The 20,258-nt window shown below is 46.4% G+C and carries 17 protein-coding genes; 8 read left to right on the forward strand and 9 right to left on the reverse strand.

Going from position 1 to position 20,258, the window contains the following annotated elements:
* Positions 1-21: 21 nt before the first annotated feature.
* The 9 genes from BST85_RS03880 to BST85_RS03920 form a co-directional block, all read right to left on the reverse strand.
* Positions 22-465, reverse strand: a complete 444-nt coding sequence (locus tag BST85_RS03880; protein WP_104812056.1) for a hypothetical protein — start codon at positions 463-465, stop codon at positions 22-24.
* 93 nt (positions 466-558) lie between these two features.
* A complete protein-coding gene (gene ribB / locus BST85_RS03885) occupies positions 559-1,707 on the reverse strand; it encodes a 3,4-dihydroxy-2-butanone-4-phosphate synthase (RefSeq protein WP_104812057.1) in 1,149 nt (382 codons plus the stop codon).
* 43 nt (positions 1,708-1,750) lie between these two features.
* Entirely contained in the window at positions 1,751-3,184 is a 1,434-nt protein-coding gene (locus tag BST85_RS03890; RefSeq protein WP_104812058.1) for an LptF/LptG family permease, read from the reverse strand.
* A 6-nt stretch (positions 3,185-3,190) separates the two neighbouring features.
* On the reverse strand, positions 3,191-3,841 hold the full coding sequence (gene lolA1 / locus BST85_RS03895) for an outer membrane lipoprotein periplasmic chaperone LolA1 (RefSeq protein WP_104813893.1): 651 nt from the start codon (positions 3,839-3,841) through the stop codon (positions 3,191-3,193).
* Positions 3,828-6,230 carry an FtsK/SpoIIIE family DNA translocase gene (locus BST85_RS03900; protein WP_104812059.1) on the reverse strand — a complete coding sequence of 801 codons (2,403 nt, stop codon included), beginning with the start codon at positions 6,228-6,230 and terminating at the stop codon, positions 3,828-3,830. Before BST85_RS03900 ends, lolA1 begins: the two co-directional genes overlap by 14 nt.
* A 113-nt stretch (positions 6,231-6,343) precedes the next feature.
* The gene (locus BST85_RS03905; RefSeq protein ID WP_104812060.1) at positions 6,344-6,715 is read right to left on the reverse strand and encodes a diacylglycerol kinase; all 372 of its coding nucleotides are present in this window, start codon (positions 6,713-6,715) and stop codon (positions 6,344-6,346) included.
* Positions 6,712-7,224, reverse strand: a complete 513-nt coding sequence (tpx, locus tag BST85_RS03910) for a thiol peroxidase (protein WP_342750387.1) — start codon at positions 7,222-7,224, stop codon at positions 6,712-6,714. Before tpx ends, BST85_RS03905 begins: the two co-directional genes overlap by 4 nt.
* Positions 7,225-7,297: 73 nt before the next feature.
* Entirely contained in the window at positions 7,298-8,782 is a 1,485-nt protein-coding gene (gene nhaC / locus BST85_RS03915) for a Na+/H+ antiporter NhaC (protein ID WP_104812061.1), read from the reverse strand.
* A 78-nt stretch (positions 8,783-8,860) separates the two neighbouring features.
* Positions 8,861-10,084, reverse strand: a complete 1,224-nt coding sequence (locus BST85_RS03920) for an aminotransferase class I/II-fold pyridoxal phosphate-dependent enzyme (protein ID WP_104812062.1) — start codon at positions 10,082-10,084, stop codon at positions 8,861-8,863.
* A gap of 152 nt (positions 10,085-10,236) precedes the next feature.
* Between BST85_RS03920 and BST85_RS03925 the strand changes: the two genes are divergently transcribed.
* From BST85_RS03925 to BST85_RS03960, 8 genes are all read left to right on the forward strand, one after another.
* The gene (locus BST85_RS03925) at positions 10,237-10,701 is read left to right on the forward strand and encodes an Lrp/AsnC family transcriptional regulator (RefSeq protein ID WP_104812063.1); all 465 of its coding nucleotides are present in this window, start codon (positions 10,237-10,239) and stop codon (positions 10,699-10,701) included.
* An 89-nt stretch (positions 10,702-10,790) separates the two neighbouring features.
* Complete coding sequence (locus BST85_RS03930) at positions 10,791-11,333, forward strand: CPBP family intramembrane glutamic endopeptidase (protein ID WP_104812064.1); 543 nt, start codon at positions 10,791-10,793, stop codon at positions 11,331-11,333.
* Positions 11,334-11,419: 86 nt separating this feature from the next.
* Positions 11,420-12,826, forward strand: a complete 1,407-nt coding sequence (lpdA, locus tag BST85_RS03935) for a dihydrolipoyl dehydrogenase (RefSeq protein WP_104812065.1) — start codon at positions 11,420-11,422, stop codon at positions 12,824-12,826.
* A 14-nt stretch (positions 12,827-12,840) separates the two neighbouring features.
* A complete protein-coding gene (locus BST85_RS03940) occupies positions 12,841-13,377 on the forward strand; it encodes an NADPH-dependent FMN reductase (protein ID WP_104812066.1) in 537 nt (178 codons plus the stop codon).
* A 3-nt stretch (positions 13,378-13,380) separates the two neighbouring features.
* A complete protein-coding gene (pabB, locus tag BST85_RS03945; RefSeq protein ID WP_104812067.1) occupies positions 13,381-14,664 on the forward strand; it encodes an aminodeoxychorismate synthase component I in 1,284 nt (427 codons plus the stop codon).
* A gap of 69 nt (positions 14,665-14,733) precedes the next feature.
* Positions 14,734-16,044 carry a tRNA lysidine(34) synthetase TilS gene (gene tilS / locus BST85_RS03950; protein WP_104812068.1) on the forward strand — a complete coding sequence of 437 codons (1,311 nt, stop codon included), beginning with the start codon at positions 14,734-14,736 and terminating at the stop codon, positions 16,042-16,044.
* Positions 16,041-18,032, forward strand: coding sequence for a protein-disulfide reductase DsbD family protein (locus tag BST85_RS03955; RefSeq protein WP_104812069.1), 1,992 nt, complete (start codon positions 16,041-16,043; stop codon positions 18,030-18,032). The genes tilS and BST85_RS03955 overlap by 4 nt, the downstream gene beginning before the upstream one ends.
* A 6-nt stretch (positions 18,033-18,038) precedes the next feature.
* A complete protein-coding gene (locus BST85_RS03960) occupies positions 18,039-19,862 on the forward strand; it encodes a CocE/NonD family hydrolase (protein WP_104812070.1) in 1,824 nt (607 codons plus the stop codon).
* The last annotated feature ends 396 nt before the right edge of the window (positions 19,863-20,258 follow it).

Here is a 20,258-nt window from a genome sequence, read left to right on the forward strand (position 1 = left end):
TTTCAATCATATCATTTAGGATCAATTTCCTTTTTTCTTGTGGTCGGCTATTGACCGTTTGTTAAAGGCATAACCGATAAACAACAGCCCAATCCCTGTCATAGCCAGAGCCGTTGGAGGATTCCCGTCCGTATTCAACCTGACCAGTAGGGTGGCATAAATGGAAGCTCCGCTAACAATTGCACCTGCCCAAAAAATGATCACTGGTATCCAGCGGTGATAGGTCTCGTTAAAGATGACTTGTAACCAGGCAATAGTGATGGCAACAGCCAGAAAACCACCGCTGACGGCCCGCATCAGGGCCAAGATCATAAACTGCATGTTGGCATCCAGGTCTGACCATTGTTGACCGATGGTCTCGGCATGATAAGGCATAAAGCTGGACTTGAATAGATAGATCCCTCCAAAAACGATCAAGATCCCGCTGGCCAGAAAAGTGGCGAAACTAGCTACTCGGGTATTCATAAGGAAATAGTTTGGTGTTAGTTACTTCTAAATTTACAATTTAAATTGTAACTATTCACTTCCTATCCCTGCGTCACCTGGAAGAAGATTAGATCAATAGTTGACGTATTCGGTAATTTCCAGGCCGTAGCCGATCATACCGACCCGTTTGGTTTTCCCGGAATTGGACAGTAGGCGGATCTTACTGATGTTCAGATCGTGGAGGATTTGAGCGCCAATACCAAAATCCCTGGCATCCATTTCAATTCTGGGTGCCCGAATCACTTTTCCATCTGCTTGAGACTCCTTTAATGATTCCAAACGCTTCAGTAGATTAAATGATTGGCTCTGCTGATTAATAAATACGATGGCACCTTTTCCTTCTTTGTTGATCGCGGTGAACATTTCGTCCAATCGTTTATCCGCGTCGTGGGTTAGGGTCCCTAGGATATCGTTGTTCACCAGGGTCGAATTAACCCGGACCATCACTTCGTCACCTTTGGACCATTGTCCCTGAGTAAGTGCTATATGGACCTGATCATTTGTGGTTTGCTGGTAAGCCCTCAGGCGATAGGAGCCAAATTTGGTCTCAAATTGGAAGTCCTCTTTCTTTTCGATCAGGGAGTCGTATTCCATCCTGTAAGACACCAGATCTTCAATGGAGATCAACTTGAGGTCAAATTTCTTGGCAACCTCAACCAATTGAGGCAGTCGGGCCATGGTTCCATCTTCGTTTAGAATTTCGACCAGAATACCGGCTGGTTTAAAACCTGCTAATCGGGCCAGATCAATAGCGGCTTCGGTATGCCCGGTTCGTCTCAGTACTCCACCGTGTTTCGCCCTTAGTGGGAAAATATGCCCTGGACGTCCCAGATCGGAGGGTTTGGTTTCTTCGTTGACCAACGCCTGGATCGTCTTTGCCCTGTCGTGAACCGAGATCCCAGTTGTGCATCCGTGCCCGATCAGGTCAACAGATACGGTGAATTGGGTATGGTGCAGGACGGTATTGTTCTCCACCATCATATTCAGGTCCAGGTCCTGGCATCGCTCCTCGGTAAGTGGGGCACAGATCAGCCCTCGACCATGAGTGGCCATGAAATTGATCATTTCCGGGGTAACCGACTCCGCAGCGGCTATGAAATCGCCTTCATTTTCACGATTCTCATCGTCCACCACGATGACGACTTTACCGGCTTTAATATCGGCTATGGCTTCCTGAATGGTATTCAATTGTATTTCCATGGTCTTGGTAGAGGTGATCATTTCGCCTTTCTTTATTGGGTGTAAAGATACGGAATACCGCTGCTTATTTCGATCGACGACGGATCAGTTTAGAAAAGCGCTGTACAAAAGCATCCGGGTCAAAAATACCCTGGTCTGTAGTAGCTCGGTATGTCAACCATATTCCCAGCGGCAACATGATCACAGAGGACAACCAGGACGCGATAAACGGGTGCATAGTTCCGTCCTCAGCACTATTCTTGGCAAAGATCCCTATGAAGTGGTAGGTCAGGAATAACACGATGGCTACTACCATGGGGAGTCCCATACCACCTTTCCGGATGATAGCCCCTAATGGTGCACCCACAAAGAATAAAATGATACAGGCAACAGCCAGGGCGTATTTCTCGTGGAGGGCGATCTCGTGTTTGTTGATCCGCTTGGTCTTGATCTTGAATTCCTCCTTCTGTTGTCTTATTCCTTGCCGAGTTCCCCTTACATTGTTCAAGGCGGTGTTAATTATGTCGCTGTCCACGGCGTCGGCGTATAAGGACAAAACCCCCTGTAAGGTGTCCATGGGAGGTTTGCGTTCGATCTTATCCTCGGCCATCTTGGGTAGGCCGGTCCGAAGTAACATATTCTCTGAAAAGACTCTGATGTCTTCGGTGTACTTATTGGACAAGGTGTCGATCTCAACTCGCAACTCACTGATCTTGTACATATTGTGGTTGCTCAGGTCATTTTCTTTATCTGCATCCTTTTGGTTAAGTTCTGTCAGGTCGATGTTGATGGTATACTCTTCGAAATAACTCTTGGCAAAAGGGTTTCTGTTTTGTTTCTTGGAATCCTGCACCTGTACATCTTCGTAATAGTTGCCATCCCGCAGGATGAGCGATAGGGTGTTGCTGCCTTCCTCACTGGCCAGTTCCCCGGTTTCCGCCCTAATTACAGTATAGTTGCCGTTGGGCTTGGAAGGGTTCTTTTTATGGATGGTGACCTCTCTTAGATATTGACCTCTGTCACCGCTCTTCTCTTGCACCTTGATGTTGAAATCCTCTCCGATCTGGCTGAATTGCCCTTCGGCGATCACCATGGATGGCTTGAATTGGGATATGTTTCGTCTTAGATTTTGCCACTTATATTCGGAGTAGGGAATGACATTATTGGCAAAGAGGAACGCAGTACCCGCCAGGAGTAAAATAAATACGGTCAGACTTCTCATGGCCCGCTGCAAGGATATCCCTGTGGACTTCATAGCGGCGAATTCGTACTTCTCGGAAAAACTTCCAAAGACCATCAGTGAAGTCACAAGTATGGTCAGTGGCAGTACCAAAGGGATCAAACGTGGAGATACATACCAAAGGAACTTCAATATGATCCATACATCCAGGTCTTTTCCAGCTAGTTCAGCTATATATAGCCAAATGGTCTGCAGGACGAAGATGAACATCAGGATAATAAAGACACTGGTAAATGTCTTTAGGTAGGTGGTCAGTATGTATCGATCGAGGATCTTCACCGCCGCCTAATCCAGCCTGTTGATGTAATATCCCATTTCTTCATATTTCTCCTCGTTAAAGGAGAACAAGGTCTCTGATATTGGCTGGTTGGTCTTAAAGTTTTGCACCGTAAGGGTGAACTTGGTACCATTATCGTCCGTCTGGATCAATTTGTAAACATGCTTGGTCTGTACGTCTATTCCAAGCAGGATATCCTTGATCTCTGCCTGATTATCAATTGGCATCAATTTGACAAACTGAATCTTACGACCCTTCACATTCTGGGTTATATCATTTTGGTACCGATATCCTTTCTCATAAAAAGTGAGCATGCGGGAAGGGGTAACCGACTTTTCATCTTCCGGATTGTAGGGTGAAATGGTCACTTCTTCGTCCTCCGGAACGATCACATAGGAATTGGTACCATCAAAGATGGAAGTTGTTCCCAGCATATTGAGCACGTAATTCTCCCCGGAAATAGTCACATCTCCACGAGCATCCTGGTTCACATTTTCCTTGGTGTTATTAAGATTGTATCGGAATTCGATGTAAATGTTATCGTAGCTTCTGACCTTGGCCGAAACCTCATCCAGCAAGGCTTTGGCGTCCTGAGCGAAACCGATTGCGGATACCAGTGTTACCAGCAATAGAGTCAGTGTCAATTTAATCTTCTGCATGTTCATTGTCTAATAGTTGGTTGAGGGCTTCCAGGGTAGGGACCAGAACTTGTCTGGCCTTACTGCCTTCAAAAGGTCCTACCACACCGGCTGCCTCCAGCTGGTCGATCAGCCGGCCTGCACGGTTGTAGCCCAGTTTTAGTTTACGTTGTAACAAGGAGGCTGAACCCTGTTGGGCCACTACCAGAACCTCTGCAGCTTCCCGGAATAAGGCGTCCCTGTCCTCATGACTAATATCAAGATTTGTGCCACCCTCTTCGCCTACATATTCAGGTAATAGATGGGCATCCGGATAGGCTTTTTGAGAACCGATGAACTCGGTGATATCAGAAACCTCAGGAGTATCCACAAAAGCACACTGAAGTCGGATCATCTCGTTGCCCTGGGTGTAGAGCATGTCTCCACGGCCGATCAATTGATCGGCACCCGGACCATCCAATATGGTCCTGGAATCGATCTTACTGGTTACTCTAAATGCGATCCGGGCAGGGAAGTTAGCCTTGATGATACCTGTTATCACATTAACCGACGGCCGCTGGGTAGCAATGATCAAATGGATCCCGATGGCACGAGCCAATTGCGCCAATCTGGCGATCGGTGTTTCCACCTCTTTGCCGGCAGTCATGATCAGGTCAGCAAATTCGTCGATCACCAATACGATATAGGGTAAATAACGATGTCCGTCGTTGGGGTTCAACTTCCTGGCCTTGAATTTTTGATTGTATTCCTTGATGTTGCGACACATAGCATCTTTCAGTAGGTCGTAGCGCGCATCCATCTCCATGCACATGGAATTCAAGGTATTGATGACCTTGCGGGTGTCCGTGATAATAGCTTCTTCAGTATCCGGTAATTTCGCCAGGTAATGGCGTTCGATCTTATTGAACAGCGTCAGCTCAACTTTCTTTGGATCGACCAGGACAAATTTGACCTCGGCCGGGTGTTTCTTATAGAGTAATGAGGTCAGGATGGCGTTTAGCCCTACAGATTTACCCTGACCGGTAGCTCCTGCCATAAGCAAGTGAGGCATCTTCGCAAGGTCCACAACAAAAGTCTCATTGCTGATGGTCTTTCCTAACGCAAGCGGAAGTGCCATCTCCGCTTTCTGAAATTTGGGGGAAGCGATTACCGAACGCATGGACACGATGCGAGGATTTTTGTTCGGCACCTCAATACCAATGGTACCTCTTCCCGGGATGGGGGCAATGATTCGGATTCCCAGTGCAGATAGTGACAAGGCGATATCGTCTTCCAGGTTCTTGATCTTGGAGATTCGAATTCCCGCCTCTGGCACGATCTCGTAAAGGGTTACAGTTGGACCTACAGTGGCTTTGATGTTGGCGATTCCTATCTTGTAATTGCTCAGGGTATTGACGATCCGATTCTTGTTCTCCTCCAGCTCATCTTGGTTGATGGTAATCCCGGCATTGCCTTCGTAATTCTTTAAGAGGTCTAGTGTAGGGAAGCGAAACTTACTGAGCTCCAGGGTAGGATCAAACTCGCCAAAATCCTCCACCAGTTTCTGGCTGGCATCTTTAACAACTTCTTCCTCCTTGGCTTGCTCTACTTCCAAAGAAATTTCGGCCTCTTCCACAATCGGTTCAGGATTGGATTCGACCTTTTTCAGGGTGATCTTTTCCAACAGTTCTTCTTCTGATTCCTCGTCGGCGACAGTTTCTGGTTGAGTGTTGAGATCCTGGACTATTGGTTCTTCAATTGGTTCTGAAGTGGTTTCAGTTGTATGCTGAACTTCCTCCATTGGAGGTGGAACAGATTCAAAATCTTCGACGATCTGATCTTTAGTTCTTTTAAACAGACCGATCACAAGGTCAGGGGTGACTTTCAACCGTATCACGAGGTATACTATCATCAGGAAGGTCATTAAAAATATCGTCCCGATCAGACCGAGATAGTCCTGCAGTAGGTCGTTCAGTTCGTAACCAATCACGCCACTAAACAGACTGCTTCCACTACTGAAAAATCCAAAGAAGATGGAGATCCAGAGCATCATTAGCAAGCCCCAGAACCAGTATTTCCAGAGCGACTGTTTACTGGAGTTGAAAAAAAGATAAATACCACTTAATGTGATCAAGCCGCCAAGAATAAGGGAAGCCAATCCAAATCCTCGGTAAACAAAGAGGTGACCGACATTGGTCCCAAATTTGTTCAACCAATTGTCTGTCTGTAGTTCCCGGTCCTCCAGTATACCAACTTCGCTTTGGTCAGCCTGCCAATTAAAAAGATAGGAAACAAAGGAAACCATCAAGGCCAAGCCAAAGAAGAACAGAAAACTTCCTAGAATGACTTGCTGTTGTTTGGAGAGGGCGAGGCTAAATTTGCGGGAGGTCTTCTTTCGCTTTTTAGTTGTCCGGGTTTTGCGTTTGGCCATTTAGCGCAGGTTGTCGTTGCACAAAAATACGAATATACAACGTTTTTAGAGCGAATAAATTTTATCCGACTCCCATTGATATGCGCTTCATGACTTAATCTTTTACTGTCGTATCAGCCAGTGAATCGCGGAAGGTAGATCAACAGTCCGACGATCACAGCGATAAGAGCCGCTATAAAAACGGCCCCCGCTGCAATATCTTTGATGATCCCGATCTTAGGATGATGATCGGGGTGGACGAAGTCGGCCATTTTCTCTACGGCGGAATTCAACCCCTCAATGGCCATAACCAGCCCAATGGTGAGCAATTGAAGTATCCATTCCGTTTTGGTCAGTTCGAAATAGAATCCTGCCCATGTCATGATAAGGGCAATGACGGCCTGAGCCTGAATGCTTGCCTCGGTTCGAATCAAGTGCCAGGCACCAGTGGCTGCATAGCGTATACCTTTAAGGCGATTGATTACAAACCGGACTATTCCTCTCATCCAAGGGCGTTTAAGGCTGCCTCATAATTAGGCTCTTGTCCGATCTCCGGTACTTGTTCGGTGTAGATCACCTGATGATCCGAATCAATGATCACCACAGCTCGCGAGAGCAAAGCTTCGAAAGGTGAATCTGTCATGGTAGCACCGTAATCACGACCAAATTGTCCCGTTTTATAGTCGGACAACATGACAACCTTATCGATTCCTTCCGCACCACAAAACTGGGCTTGGGCAAATGGAAGGTCCTTAGAAATGCAGAGTACCTGGGTGTTATTCATTTGACCTGCCGCTTCATTGAATTTTCTGACTGAAGCCGAACAAACTCCGGTGTTTACACTAGGGAAGATATTCAGTACCAATTTGGAACCTTCAAAATCGCTAAGTTTCTTGGGATTTAATTCGTGATCGGTCAAGGTAAAAGCAGGAGCCGAACTGCCCACTTCCGGTAGTTCGCCAATTGTTTGTGCGGGTTGACCGCCAAAGGTGATGTTTGCCATTTTCTTTTTCATTTTTGTTGAATAACAAAAATAGGCAAATGCAAAGCCTTTATTGAGGATTGTAGGGAGAAAAAGTCTCTATTTTTTACTTGGCTAGTTGCCGGATCTTGATACGGAATGCGGCAAAGATCAAGGTCATGAACGGACTAAGCCAATTAAAGATAGCAAAGGCAAAGTAGTCCACCACCGGAACGCCTAAGACTCCACTTTGATAGGCCCCACAGGTGTTCCAGGGCACCAGGACGGAGGTTACGGTTCCGCTGTCTTCCAGGGTTCTGGAAAGATTTTCGGGAGCCAATCCCTTATCCTCGAACGCTTTGCAATACATTTTTCCGGGGACAACGATGGCCAGGTATTGGTCGCTAGCCGTGACGTTCAGTGCCAGACAACTTGCAACCGTACTGGCGAATAATCCGAAAGTCGTATGGAACAGCTTGAGCAGTGATCGGCTAATGGAAGCAAGTGCACCGATCGCATCCATAACCCCTCCAAACACCATGGCGCAAATGATCAACCAGATGGTTCCAAGCATTCCATACATACCACCAGCCGAAAATAAATCGCTCAGGGCTTCATTATCTGTCGGAACAGAGGTGTCAACGGTAATCGCATTCATGATCCCTTTGTAAGCGGTCTCAAAATCCATGGAAGTTCCACCTCCAATTTGAGTTACCACCTCTGGTTGAAAGATCAAGGCCGCAAGACCACCCAATAAGGTCCCCGCCAGTAAGGCGATAAGCGGAGGAGTCTTGGCGATGATCATCACGATAACCAAAACAGGTACAATGAACAACAAAGGTGAGATATAGAAAACCTCTTCTATAGAACCTAATATGGCTCCTGTATCTGTAGAGCCGGTGGTGTCCAAGGTGGCACCAAGAATTATAAATGCGATCAAGGTCACCGTTATGGTCGGGACCGTAGTATAGGTCATATATTTAATGTGAGTAAAGAGGTCCGTTCCGGCCATGGCGGGTGCCAGGTTGGTCGTGTCACTCATAGGGGATAATTTATCCCCAAAATAGGCTCCTGACAGTACGGCTCCAGCGGTCATGCCTAATGAAATATCGAGAGCGCCCGCAATACCGATCAGGGCTATTCCCACAGTAGCTGAAGTGGTCCAGCTGCTCCCTGTAGCTATGGAAATAATGGCGCAAATGATGACACAGGCAGGCAAGAAAATGGTTGGATTCAGGATCTTCAGCCCGTAATAGATCATGGTGGGTATGATCCCACTGATCAACCAGGTACCCGCCAGCGCACCTACCATCAACAAGATCAGAATTGCACCCGTTGTAGACTTGAGATTCTCGGCTACTTCGGATAGCATTCGCTTGTAACCAACCTTATTGAAATGCCCTACGATCGCGGCCACCGCAGCACCCAGTAAAAGAACGAATTGGTTAGAACCACTCAGTGCATCATCCCCAAAGACGTAGACGTTGTAGGCTAGCATACCCACCAGAGCGATCACCGGAATAAGGGCCTCCCAGACTGAGAGTTCCCTGTTCTCTATGATCTTTTGGTCTTCAATCTCGATCTCGGAAATGTTGTCTTGTTCTTTGGACATAGGTTGCTAGTTACAAAAGCGTAATGATACGATTTTGTAAAACGCAATGCAAACCTTAGTCACTTAGCCAAGGATGTCCTAGGCCATAACTGCCGGGCTTTCCTCAAGTATACCGACTTCCCGCATACACTTCACCATAAGCTGGTAGGTGCGGTCGATGTCCTGATCCAGTCCTATGGAGAAACGGATCAGTCCGTCAGAAAGTCCCATCTCCAGTTGTTCTTCTTCCGGGATCTCGGAAGAGGTGCTGGTACCGGGAGCACTGAATAGTGTTTTATAGAAACCTAGGCTAACCGCCAGGTATCCCAGGTTGCGTTCCTGCATAAGTTCCATGAGTTGGTTGGCCTTCTCTAGCGACCCCACATCCAGGGTCATCATGCCGCCATAGCCGTATTCCTCATGGATCATCTTACACATTTGTAAATGACCAGCATGGGATACTAGTCCAGGATAGACTACTCTCAGTCCGTCTGCCTGAAATCGTTCTGCCAGAAAGGAGGCATTAAAACTGTGCTGTTTCATCCTGATGTGTAGAGTCCGCAAGTTCTTCAGTATGGAGGCCGCTCTAAGACTGTCCATGGAAGCTCCCAGGAGCATGCTGGTGCCGTCATTCACATTCTTCAACCGATCAATGAACTCTCGACTACCGCAGATAACACCACCCATGGTATCCGAACTACCATTGATGAATTTGGTCAGTGAGTGCAGTACCACGTCGGCTCCCAATCGGATCGGGCTGATCATCATGGGTGTGAAGGTGTTGTCCACCAGCAGCTGCAAGTTATGTTTCCTAGAGATTTTGGATAGGGAAGGGATATCGGCTACCTCCAATAGGGGGTTACTTACAGATTCGACATAGATCACCTTGGTGTTCTTCTGTATGGCACTTTCAACTGCGTCCAGATCTGTATGGTCTACGAAAGTGGTGGTGACGCCAAACCGAGGAGCGAGGTTCTTTAGAAAGGCATAGGTTCCGCCATAGATCGTACGGCTGACCACCAAATGATCTCCCTGACCACATAACTGCAGTATAGCCGCGGTTATGGCACCCATACCGGTGGATGCAATGTGGGCTGCCTCAGCTCCTTCCATGGCAGCCAGAGCCTCAGACAGGTAAAGGCCTGAAGGTGAACTGTGCCTGGAGTAGAGGTAGCATCCTTCGGCATTGCCCTCAAAGGTGTCAAACATCTTCTTGGCCGAAAGAAAGGTATAGGTAGAGGAATCGGAAATGGATGGATTCACTCCTCCAAACTCTCCAAAATACTGGAGGTCTTGAATGTTGTTGGCGGGATCAAATTTCATGACTGTTTTATTTTTAGTCAAAAATCTAATTATTAGGTTTTATTGTCAATCATATTTAACATATTTAGAATATAAGTTTATATTTTAGAATATTTTAGAAAATAATTCTAGTAAATATGATTACTTTGTTTCCTTAAAGAAAATCTATCGGTATGCAATTTGACCACATAGACCGGAAACTCATCACGGAGCTGCAACAAGATGCCAAGCAGACCAATAAGCAATTATCTGCAAAACTTAGTCTGTCTGTCACAGCGGTCTATGAACGGATCAGGAAATTGGAACGGCTGGGGGTCATTACAGCCTACGGTGCACGTGTAGATCAGACGACACTTGGACTGCCCATGACGGTGTTCTGTCATATCAAACTGGCCGGTCATTCCAGGAATTTCCTGGGCAAGTTTGAGAAACAGGTCACCGAACTAGAAGAGGTCCTGGAGTGTTTTCATGTGAGTGGGGCCTATGACTACTTGCTGAAGATAGCGGTGAAGGACATGGAGCACTTTCGTAATTTTATGGTCAATAAGCTGACCAATCTGGAACACATTGGTAGTACGCAAAGCTCCTTTGTGATAGAAACCATGAAAAGCTCGAACCTTATACCTATCATAGATTGAACCGCTCTAACTTTCTAAAAATAGAGCTACTTCTCTGTTTTGTAGTACTACCCTTAAGTTATCTTTTGGATTACTCCATCTGGGTAAAAATGGCTTTAGGCCTAATCGGTCTGTGTTATATTCTGTTCTTGCTCTTCAAGGTCATCCGTATCCGTTTTAAACCGCAATCCTTGCAGTGGAAACCATTTATCAGGCAAACGGCGGTTAAATTCTTGGTCATTGCAGTAGTTACAACCGTCTATGTCTATTTAACAGACGCTACCAATTTATTTTATGTTCCCCTAAATAGGCCCGAGCTATTTGGGATCATATTGATGATATACACCTTTCTATCGGTTTGGCCACAGGAAGTTATTTACCGGACTTTCTTCTTTGAGCGCTATCAGTCCCTATTCTCGGACCAACGCGTGTTTGTCTTGATCAATGCCTTACTGTTCAGTCTGGCTCACATTTTCTTTCGAAACACCTTGGTCGTGATACTCACCTTCATTGGGGGATTGCTTTTTGCCGTGACCTATTTGCGTTTCCGATCTACCCTTTTGGTTAGTTTGGAACACGCTATTTACGGCAACTGGTTATTCACTGTAGGAATGGGAGAGATGCTGGCCTTTCCCGGAATGGAAGCGGGTTAATGCAAGCCATTTAAAATCGTCACCGGCCTGTTGGCAATTGCCGGGCTCTGTCGTAAATTTGCATTCTTAATCGAAATATCTAATCCATGAAATCATTTGATGTAGTAATTATCGGCTCTGGTCCCGGAGGTTATGTGGCCGCTATCCGTTGTGCGCAACTCGGGATGAAGACCGCTCTCATCGAAAAATACAATACCCTGGGCGGAACCTGTCTCAATGTAGGATGTATTCCATCCAAGGCCTTGCTGGACTCTTCCCATCACTACGAGGATGCCATCAAGCATTTTGCCGATCATGGAATAGATGTTCCTGGAGACATTCAGCTCAATTTTAAGAAGATGATCGAGCGGAAGCAAGCCGTGGTTGATCAAACGACAAGCGGGATCGATTTCCTGATGAATAAGAATGATATTGAGGTGTTTCACGGCCTGGGGTCCTTTAAGGATGCTACCCATGTTCAGATCGAACTGACTGAAGGCGGGCAGGAGGTCATCGAGGCCAAGAACGTGATCATAGCCACAGGTAGTAAACCTTCTACCTTGCCTTTTATCAAGATCGACAAGGAACGGATCATTACTTCCACGGAAGCTTTAAGCCTGACCGAAGTACCTAAACACATGATCGTGATTGGTGGCGGAGTGATCGGCCTGGAGTTAGGACAGGTGTACAAACGCCTTGGAGCCGAGGTCAGTGTGATCGAGTATATGGATCGTATTATTCCAACCATGGACGGGGCCCAGTCCAAGGAATTAATGAAGGCCATGAAAAAACAAAAGGTCAAGTTCTTCCTGTCTCACAAGGTTTCTGCAGTAGAGCGAAAGGGAAAAGAAGTGACCGTTACCGCCACCGATAAAAAAGGGCAAGAAGTTAGCTTTAGCGGTGATTATTGCCTGGTTAGTGTAGGTAGAAGACCCTACACGGACGGATTGAATTTGGAGAACGCCGGTGTTAAAGTGAACGAAAGAGGGCAGGTTGAGGTGAATGACCACCTGCAGACCAATGTGGCTAATATCTATGCCATTGGAGATGTGATCCGTGGAGCTATGCTGGCTCACAAGGCTGAAGAAGAAGGTGTATTAGTGGCCGAGATCCTGGCCGGACAAAAGCCCCACATCGACTACAACCTGATCCCAGGAGTGGTTTACACCTGGCCTGAAGTTGCTTCTGTGGGTAAAACTGAAGAGCAATTGAAAGAAGCCGGTAGTGCGTACAAAGCCGGATCATTCCCTATGCGTGCACTGGGTCGATCCAGGGCATCCGGCGACACCGACGGTTTTGTCAAAATTCTAAGTGACGCCACAACCGACGAGATCCTGGGTGTACATATGGTTGGAGCCCGGGTTGCAGACTTGATCACTGAGGGGGTTACGGCCATGGAGTTCCGTGCCAGTGCGGAGGATGTGGCCAGAATGAGCCATGCCCATCCTACCTATGCGGAAGCAGTGAAGGAAGCGGCCCTGGCGGCTACCGAAAACAGGCCATTACACGTTTAATAGTATTTTGACTTATGAAGAAGATCATCGCCTTTGCAGGTAGTAACAGTAGTTCTTCCATCAATCATAAACTAGTAACCTATGTGGCAGGGCTCGCCCAACAAGCAGAGGTAGAGGTTATCAAGCTCACGGATTATTCATTGCCAATCTATTCTGAGGATATCGAAAAGGAAAATGGTTTTCCTAAGCCGTTGGCGGAGTTGATGAGCAAGATCAAGGAAGGAGATGGGGTCATTATCGCAATGAACGAACACAACAGCGGATGGTCTTCCTTTTTCAAGAACACCATGGACTGGCTTTCAAGATTGGAGCGATCCTATTTGGAAGGGATCCCGGTGTTATTGGTTAGCACTTCTCCAGGAGGCAGAGGTGGACAATCTTCTATGGACTTTGGTGTGAACAACCTGCCCAGAGTAGGTGCCCAAGTGATTCATGGAATTACCGTACCTCGTTTTTATAACAACTTTGACCAGGACGAAGGGGTGATCTCTGAGCCCGAATTGAAGGCGAAGCTCCAGGCTGCCATGGCCGACTTGGAGGCAGCACTTTGATCTATGCGTAGTTCACTGCGCTTTACATGTTCACTTACCCCTGAAGTCAAGGCTAACCTGTTACAATGGGCAGCTAAATTCAATGAAGCTATCTGGTTGGACTCCAATGAGGTGCCGCATTTGAACAACACTTACCAGGCCATTCTTGCTGTAGAAGCTTCAGATAGTATTTCAGTTTCCGGACCGGGTAGTTTTGAGAAGTTGGACCGATGGCAACAGCAAAAAAAAGATTGGCTTTTTGGCTATCTGTCATACGATCTCAAGAATGATCTTGAGGCTCTAAATTCTGGCAATTCTGATCAATTGGAGTTCCCTGAGCTGCTATTCTTTTGCCCCAAACGTCTGTTCTTGTTTGGTTCTGATGAGGTTGAGTTGCTTTTTCTGGATAGTACTGAAGAAGAAATGCGATCGGTTTGGGACCAGATCCAGTATCTAAATCCGCAATTGGATACCGGAAGTCAGGTCAGTATTAAAGTAAGAACAACCCCGGATCAGTACCGTGAAAAGGTCCGCTCGCTGTTGGATCACATTAAACGAGGAGACATATACGAGGCCAATTATTGCATCGAATTCTACAGCGAAGGACAACAGATCCATCCGGAGGCCACTTATCTTCACCTGAACGAGATCTCTAAACCACCATTTTCCTCTTATTTCAAGGTGGGGGATTATTATGCCCTGTCCGCATCTCCTGAACGTTTTTTGCAGAAAAGGGGAAATACATTGATTTCTCAGCCCATTAAGGGAACTCGGAGGAGAGGCGATAACTCTGAACAAGATCTTAGATTGATTCAGGAACTAGAAACCGACACCAAAGAGCGCAGTGAGAATATCATGATCACGGACCTGGTACGAAATGACATGTCCAAAATCGCCAGGTCAGGCTCGGTCCATGTGCCCGAGTTATGCCGGGTTTATACTTTTGAGCAAGTTCATCAACTCATTACAACAGTTTCCTGTCAACTGAAGGAGGATATCAACCCGGTTGAAATTATTCAGGCCATGTTCCCCATGGGCAGCATGACCGGAGCGCCAAAGATCAGGGCCATGGAGATCATTGAGGAATTAGAAGATTTTAAGCGCGGCCTTTACAGCGGTGCCATTGGATATTTCAGTCCGGAGGGAGATTTTGATTTCAATGTGATCATTCGGACCATACTTTATAACGCGGCCAAGGCTTATTTGAGTCTCCCAGTAGGCAGTGCCATTACGATCGGTTCGGATATCGACCAGGAATACGCCGAGTGCTTACTGAAGGCCAAAGCCATGAGACAAGTCCTGGAATAGGCGTTAAATTCCATTACTTAAACGTTAAAACCGCGGTCTGTTTAACAATCGAGATAGTATATTTGGAGGATGCTCAATGCTGTTCGGCAACATATGGACGAATTGCTGCCTCAATGGCGGGAGAAGCACTTTTTGGTAGCCATCAGTGGGGGAGTGGATAGTGTTACACTAACCCATCTACTCAAGGATCTGGGTTGCCACTTCAGTTTGGCCCATTGTAATTTTAACCTGAGAGGAGCCGAGAGTGAAGCCGATCAGGAGTTCGTAGAGGATCTTAGCTCCAAACTTGGGCTTGACGTATATGTCAAATCATTCGACACCCTAAAGGAAAAGGAATCTGCTAAGGGCTCCGTCCAGATGGTGGCTAGGGATCTTCGCTATGCCTGGTTCGCAGAATTGATGGAAGAGCATTCCTTGGATTACCTCGTAACGGCCCATCAGGCGGACGACGATCTGGAGACTTTTTTGATCAATAGTATGAGAGGAACGGGCTTAAGGGGTCTTACAGGTATTAACGCTCTTACCGATTGGACACTCAGACCACTTTTACCCTTCGATAAGCAGACCGTTGTGGATTATGCCAAATCCAAGGGATACCATTGGCGAGAAGATTCCAGCAACCAGGAGACAAGCTATTTACGGAATCAATTGCGATTAGAGGTCATCCCACGATTAAAGCAGATCAAGCCTGAATTGGGACAAACCATAGACAAGACCTTAAAGCATTTGAAAGGTTCGCAGTCTTTGGTAGACGATTATATGCAGCTGATCAGGGGTTTGGTCTTAAGAGAAACAGATTCGGGCTGGGAAATAGACCTTGGTCAATTAGCTGGTCTTCCGCATCCTAATGAAGTGTTGTACGAGCTGCTAAGCCCTTTTGGTTTTACCGCTTGGGAGGATATCTATGAACTGCAAAATGCGCAAAGCGGTAAACAGATATTCTCACCTACTCACCGTTTGATCAAAGACCGAGAAGTACTCATATTGGATGAGCGGAGAGATACGCTCGGCGTAAATAACTATTTCATCCAAGAGTCCGATTCGGCGCTTATTGAGCCTATTTCACTAAATATTAGTGCTGTCGATTCCTTTGAACTGACCAATGCCAATACGGTCTTTTTGGATAAGGACAAGCTCAATTTTCCGTTGCAGCTACGCCCGTGGAAAGAGGGAGATTTCTTCTATCCTTTTGGGATGGAAGGCCGAAAGAAACTGAGTAAATATTTTAAGGATGAAAAACTATCTTTGACCGAGAAAGAGAACCTCTGGTTGCTTTGCAGTGATAACGAGATTGTTTGGGTGATCGGCCACAGAATGGACGAGCGCTTCAAGGTAGAACGAGATAGTTCAAGAATAATAAAGATCGAATACACCCCATGAAGGGAATACAATTAGTCAGACTAGTTGTCATACTTATGATGACTATCACTTCACAGGCTCAGAATATCCTGGATCCGGTGAGTTGGGATATCCGAATCGAGAATGCAGATTCGGAGCTTGCAGAAATTGTGCTCGAAGCCGCAATCGATTCGGGTTGGCATTTGTACAGCCAAAGGCAGTTTGGCGAAGAGTTCGAAGGACCTATAGCCACAGAGATCAGTTTTAATGCGAGTGATTCGACTTTCAAACTAAGGGGTGAGACTGAAGAACCCGATATAGAACCCATCTTTGATGAGGTATTCGAGTTGGAGGTGGTGTACTTTGAAGACACCGCAATATTCCGTCAAACCATTGACGTCATCGATCCGACGGCCGTTATTGAGGCAACCGTATTTTATTCGGTCTGCGACGACGAGAAATGCCTGCAACCGGAAACCAAGACCTTGCGCGTAAATCTGGGAGGAGAACGCTTGGCTATAGAATCGGTTGAATTGAGCGATAGGGACAAGGAAATGGCCCAGGCAATGACCATACCCTTAAAAGGGGTGGATCAGTTTGAGCTGAATCAGACCAAGGAGAAAAGCCTCTGGAACATTTTCCTACTCGGATTCCTCGGTGGGCTTATCGCTTTGTTGACTCCTTGCGTCTTTCCAATGATTCCACTAACGGTAAGCTTCTTTACGAAAAGCGCAAAGAACAAGCAGAATGCTTTGGCGAATGCCATGCTTTATGGCCTATTTATCTTCCTGATATATGTCCTTCTCAGTCTCCCGTTTCACTTGGTAGATTCTGTAGATCCAGAGATTCTCAACAATATCTCGACCAATGTTACCCTGAACATCATCTTCTTCGCCATCTTCATGGTTTTTGCCTTTTCCTTCTTTGGATATTACGAAATCACCTTGCCTAGTTCGTGGTCTACCAAGATGGATCAAAAGGCCAACACCTTTGGTGGAATCGTCGGTATCTTTTTTATGGCCCTTACCCTGGCCATAGTCTCGTTCAGCTGTACAGGTCCTATTTTGGGCTCTTTACTTGGGGGTTCATTGAGCAGTGACGGCGGAGCAACTCAATTGAGTATGGGAATGGCCGGATTTGGTTTGGCGCTGGCGCTACCATTTGGGCTTTTTGCTCTCTTTCCAAATTGGTTAAACAGGCTACCGAGTAGCGGAGGGTGGCTAAATACGGTCAAAGTGGTGTTGGGATTCATTGAGCTGGCACTGGCCTTTAAATTCTTGTCCAATGCTGACTTGGTCGAACATTGGGGAATACTGAAACGCGAGGTATTCATTGCGATCTGGATGCTTTGCGCACTAGGAATGGCCTTGTATCTGTTCGGATTTATCCGGTTTCCACATGACGGACCCAAAAAGCGACCATTGCCTAAAGGAAATGTATTAGCGGGTATACTAAGCGTGGTCTTTTTTCTCTACCTAACACCCGGTCTTACCAACTCCGAGTGGGCCAATTTGAAATTACTCAGTGGTTTCCCTCCACCCTTGTTTTACAGTATCTACGATAAAGGTACTGCTGCACCTTTGGGCTTGGAAGCATACAAGGATTTTGAGACTGGGGTCGCAGCGGCCAAGGCTAGTGGTAAACCCATCCTGATCGATTTTACCGGCTGGGCCTGTGTTAACTGCAGGAAGATGGAAGAACAGGTATGGAGTATCCCTGAAGTCTTTAAGGTGATCTCCGAGGATGTGGTGCTGATCTCTCTTTACGTGGACGATCGGAAAGGCTTGGCAGAGGAGGAACAATTCAACTACCAGAAACCGAACGGAACCGTCAAATCTATACGGACGGTAGGAGACAAGTGGTCTACCTTCCAGACGATCAATTTTGAGAATAATTCCCAACCCTACTATGTGCTGATGGACGCCAATTTTAAATTGCTCAACCAACCGGTAGGCTATACCCCGGATGCGGAGGAATTCCTGCAGTGGTTAGAGGACGGAAAATCCAACTATATCAAACCCATCAATTAATTGTTCATGCGAATTGCTTTTATCCTTTTCTTGCTGATCGCCCCTTTGGCGACTGGCCAGAATTACGTTACCGAGAATTACGAGAAGACCGAGGTTCAGATCACTATGCGTGATGGGATCAAGTTGCATACCACTATTTACAGTCCCAAGGACAAATCAAAGTCTTATCCCATTTTAATGCAGAGGACGCCTTACAGTTCGAGACCTTATGGGGAAGGGCAGATGCGTTCACGTATTGGACCCAATGAATACCTGATGAAAGATGGTTATATCATCGTCTACCAGGATGTACGAGGCCGCTGGATGAGTGAAGGGGTTTACGATAATATGCGTGCCTATATCCCGAACAAAAAGGGAGATCAGGTGGACGAAGCCAGCGATACTTATGACACAATCGATTGGTTGGTCAATAATGTATCCAACAACAGTGGCAAGGTTGGCGTTTGGGGTATTTCATATCCTGGTTTCTACGCCACCTATAGTTTGTTGGATTCGCATCCGGCATTAAAAGCTGTTAGCCCACAGGCTTGTATAGGGGACTTCTTCTTCGATGATTTTCATCACAACGGTGCTTACTTGCTGAGCTATTGGAGGGCGACCGCGGTCTTTGGTTATGAAAAGACCGAACCCTCTTCTACCTCCTGGTATCAATTCCCGGACCTTGGTAGCACAGATCAATACCAGTTCTTCCTGGACAATGGACCACTGAAAAACTTGGATAAATATTACAAGGAAGACAATGTATTCTGGCAGCAGTTGAAAGATCATCCGAACTACGATGAATTCTGGAGAAGCCGGGGCATCATTCAGCATTTGAAGGACATCAAGCCTGCCGTAATGGTGGTAGGCGGTTTATTCGATGCCGAAGATCTATATGGTCCGTTTGAGACCTATGAGAAGATCGAACAGAGAAGCAATAATTACAATACAGTGGTGTTTGGTCCCTGGAGTCATGGGGATTGGGCCAGGGCTAACGAAAGACAGGCCATAGGTAATGTGTATTTTGGAGACAATATTTCCGATCATTTCCAGAAGGACATCGAATTCAATTTCTTTAATCACTTCTTAAAGGGCGCGGCAGATGGTAATTCCGGCTTACCGGAGGCCTATATGTTCGATTCGGGTAGTCGGGAGTGGAAAACCTATGATCAGTGGCCACCGGCAGGGGCAGAGCGCAAGCGAATGTACCTGGGGGCTGATCAACAACTGGCCTTGTCTGCAGGTGATGCCTTCCAGGAATTTGTGAGCGACCCGGCTAAACCCGTACCCTATTCGGAGGACGTCAAAATGGTCTTCACCCCGCGTAAATACATGACAGACGATCAGCGTTTTTCCGCCAGGAGGACTGATGTCTTGGTGTATGAAACGGAAGTCTTGGAAGAAGACCTAGTCTTGACCGGAGATATCCTGACCCGCTTAAATGTCGCAACTACAGGTACTGACGCCGATTGGATAGTTAAAGTGGTGGATGTTTATCCTCCAGATGCCGAGGATTATCAGGAAACCCAGAAATATCTAAAAATGGGGAACTACCACATGATGGTCCGTTCTGAAGTCATGCGGGGTCGATTCAGAAATAGTTTTGAAAACCCGGAGGCCTTTACTCCAGGACAGAAGACCGCCGTCGATCTAAAGCTACAGGACGTTCATCACACCTTCAAAAAAGGGCATAAACTACAGATCCAGGTCCAAAGTACCTGGTTTCCACTTATCGACCTCAATCCGCAGACCTTTGTACCAAATATCTTCAAAGCGGATGCCTCAGATTTTCAGAAACAGACCCATCAGGTATTTCATGACTCCTACGTGGAGTTGATGGTCAAGGAATAAAATAAGTGACCCGACCAAATGGCCGGGTCACTAATAACAAACCTAACTTAGTTGCTTTCTAACCCTGAGGCTGGAAAGCTGCATCGGATTTTAATTTTCTATCCCCACAAAAAATTAGTCCGACGCATTACTAATTCATCTCAAAGATAGGGTCTGGTACTCGCACTCACTATAAGTATAAACACGTATTTTTGAGAGAGATATGGGTGTGATTTAGAAAGAGCTCTAACAGCCCGGTTGACGGAAAACAAAAACGCTGTACACAGTCCTTAAATCCTGTTGCACAGCGCTTTATAGCGATATTAATCTTACTTCCTAAAATCAAATGTACACTATTTGTCAATAGTCTGAAGCCTTCTTGGTAGCATGTTTTTAACTCAAACGTTTTCGTGTTAA

The sequence above is a fragment of the Aureitalea marina genome (assembly GCF_002943755.1).
Classification (GTDB): Bacteria; Bacteroidota; Bacteroidia; order Flavobacteriales; family Flavobacteriaceae; genus Aureitalea; species Aureitalea marina.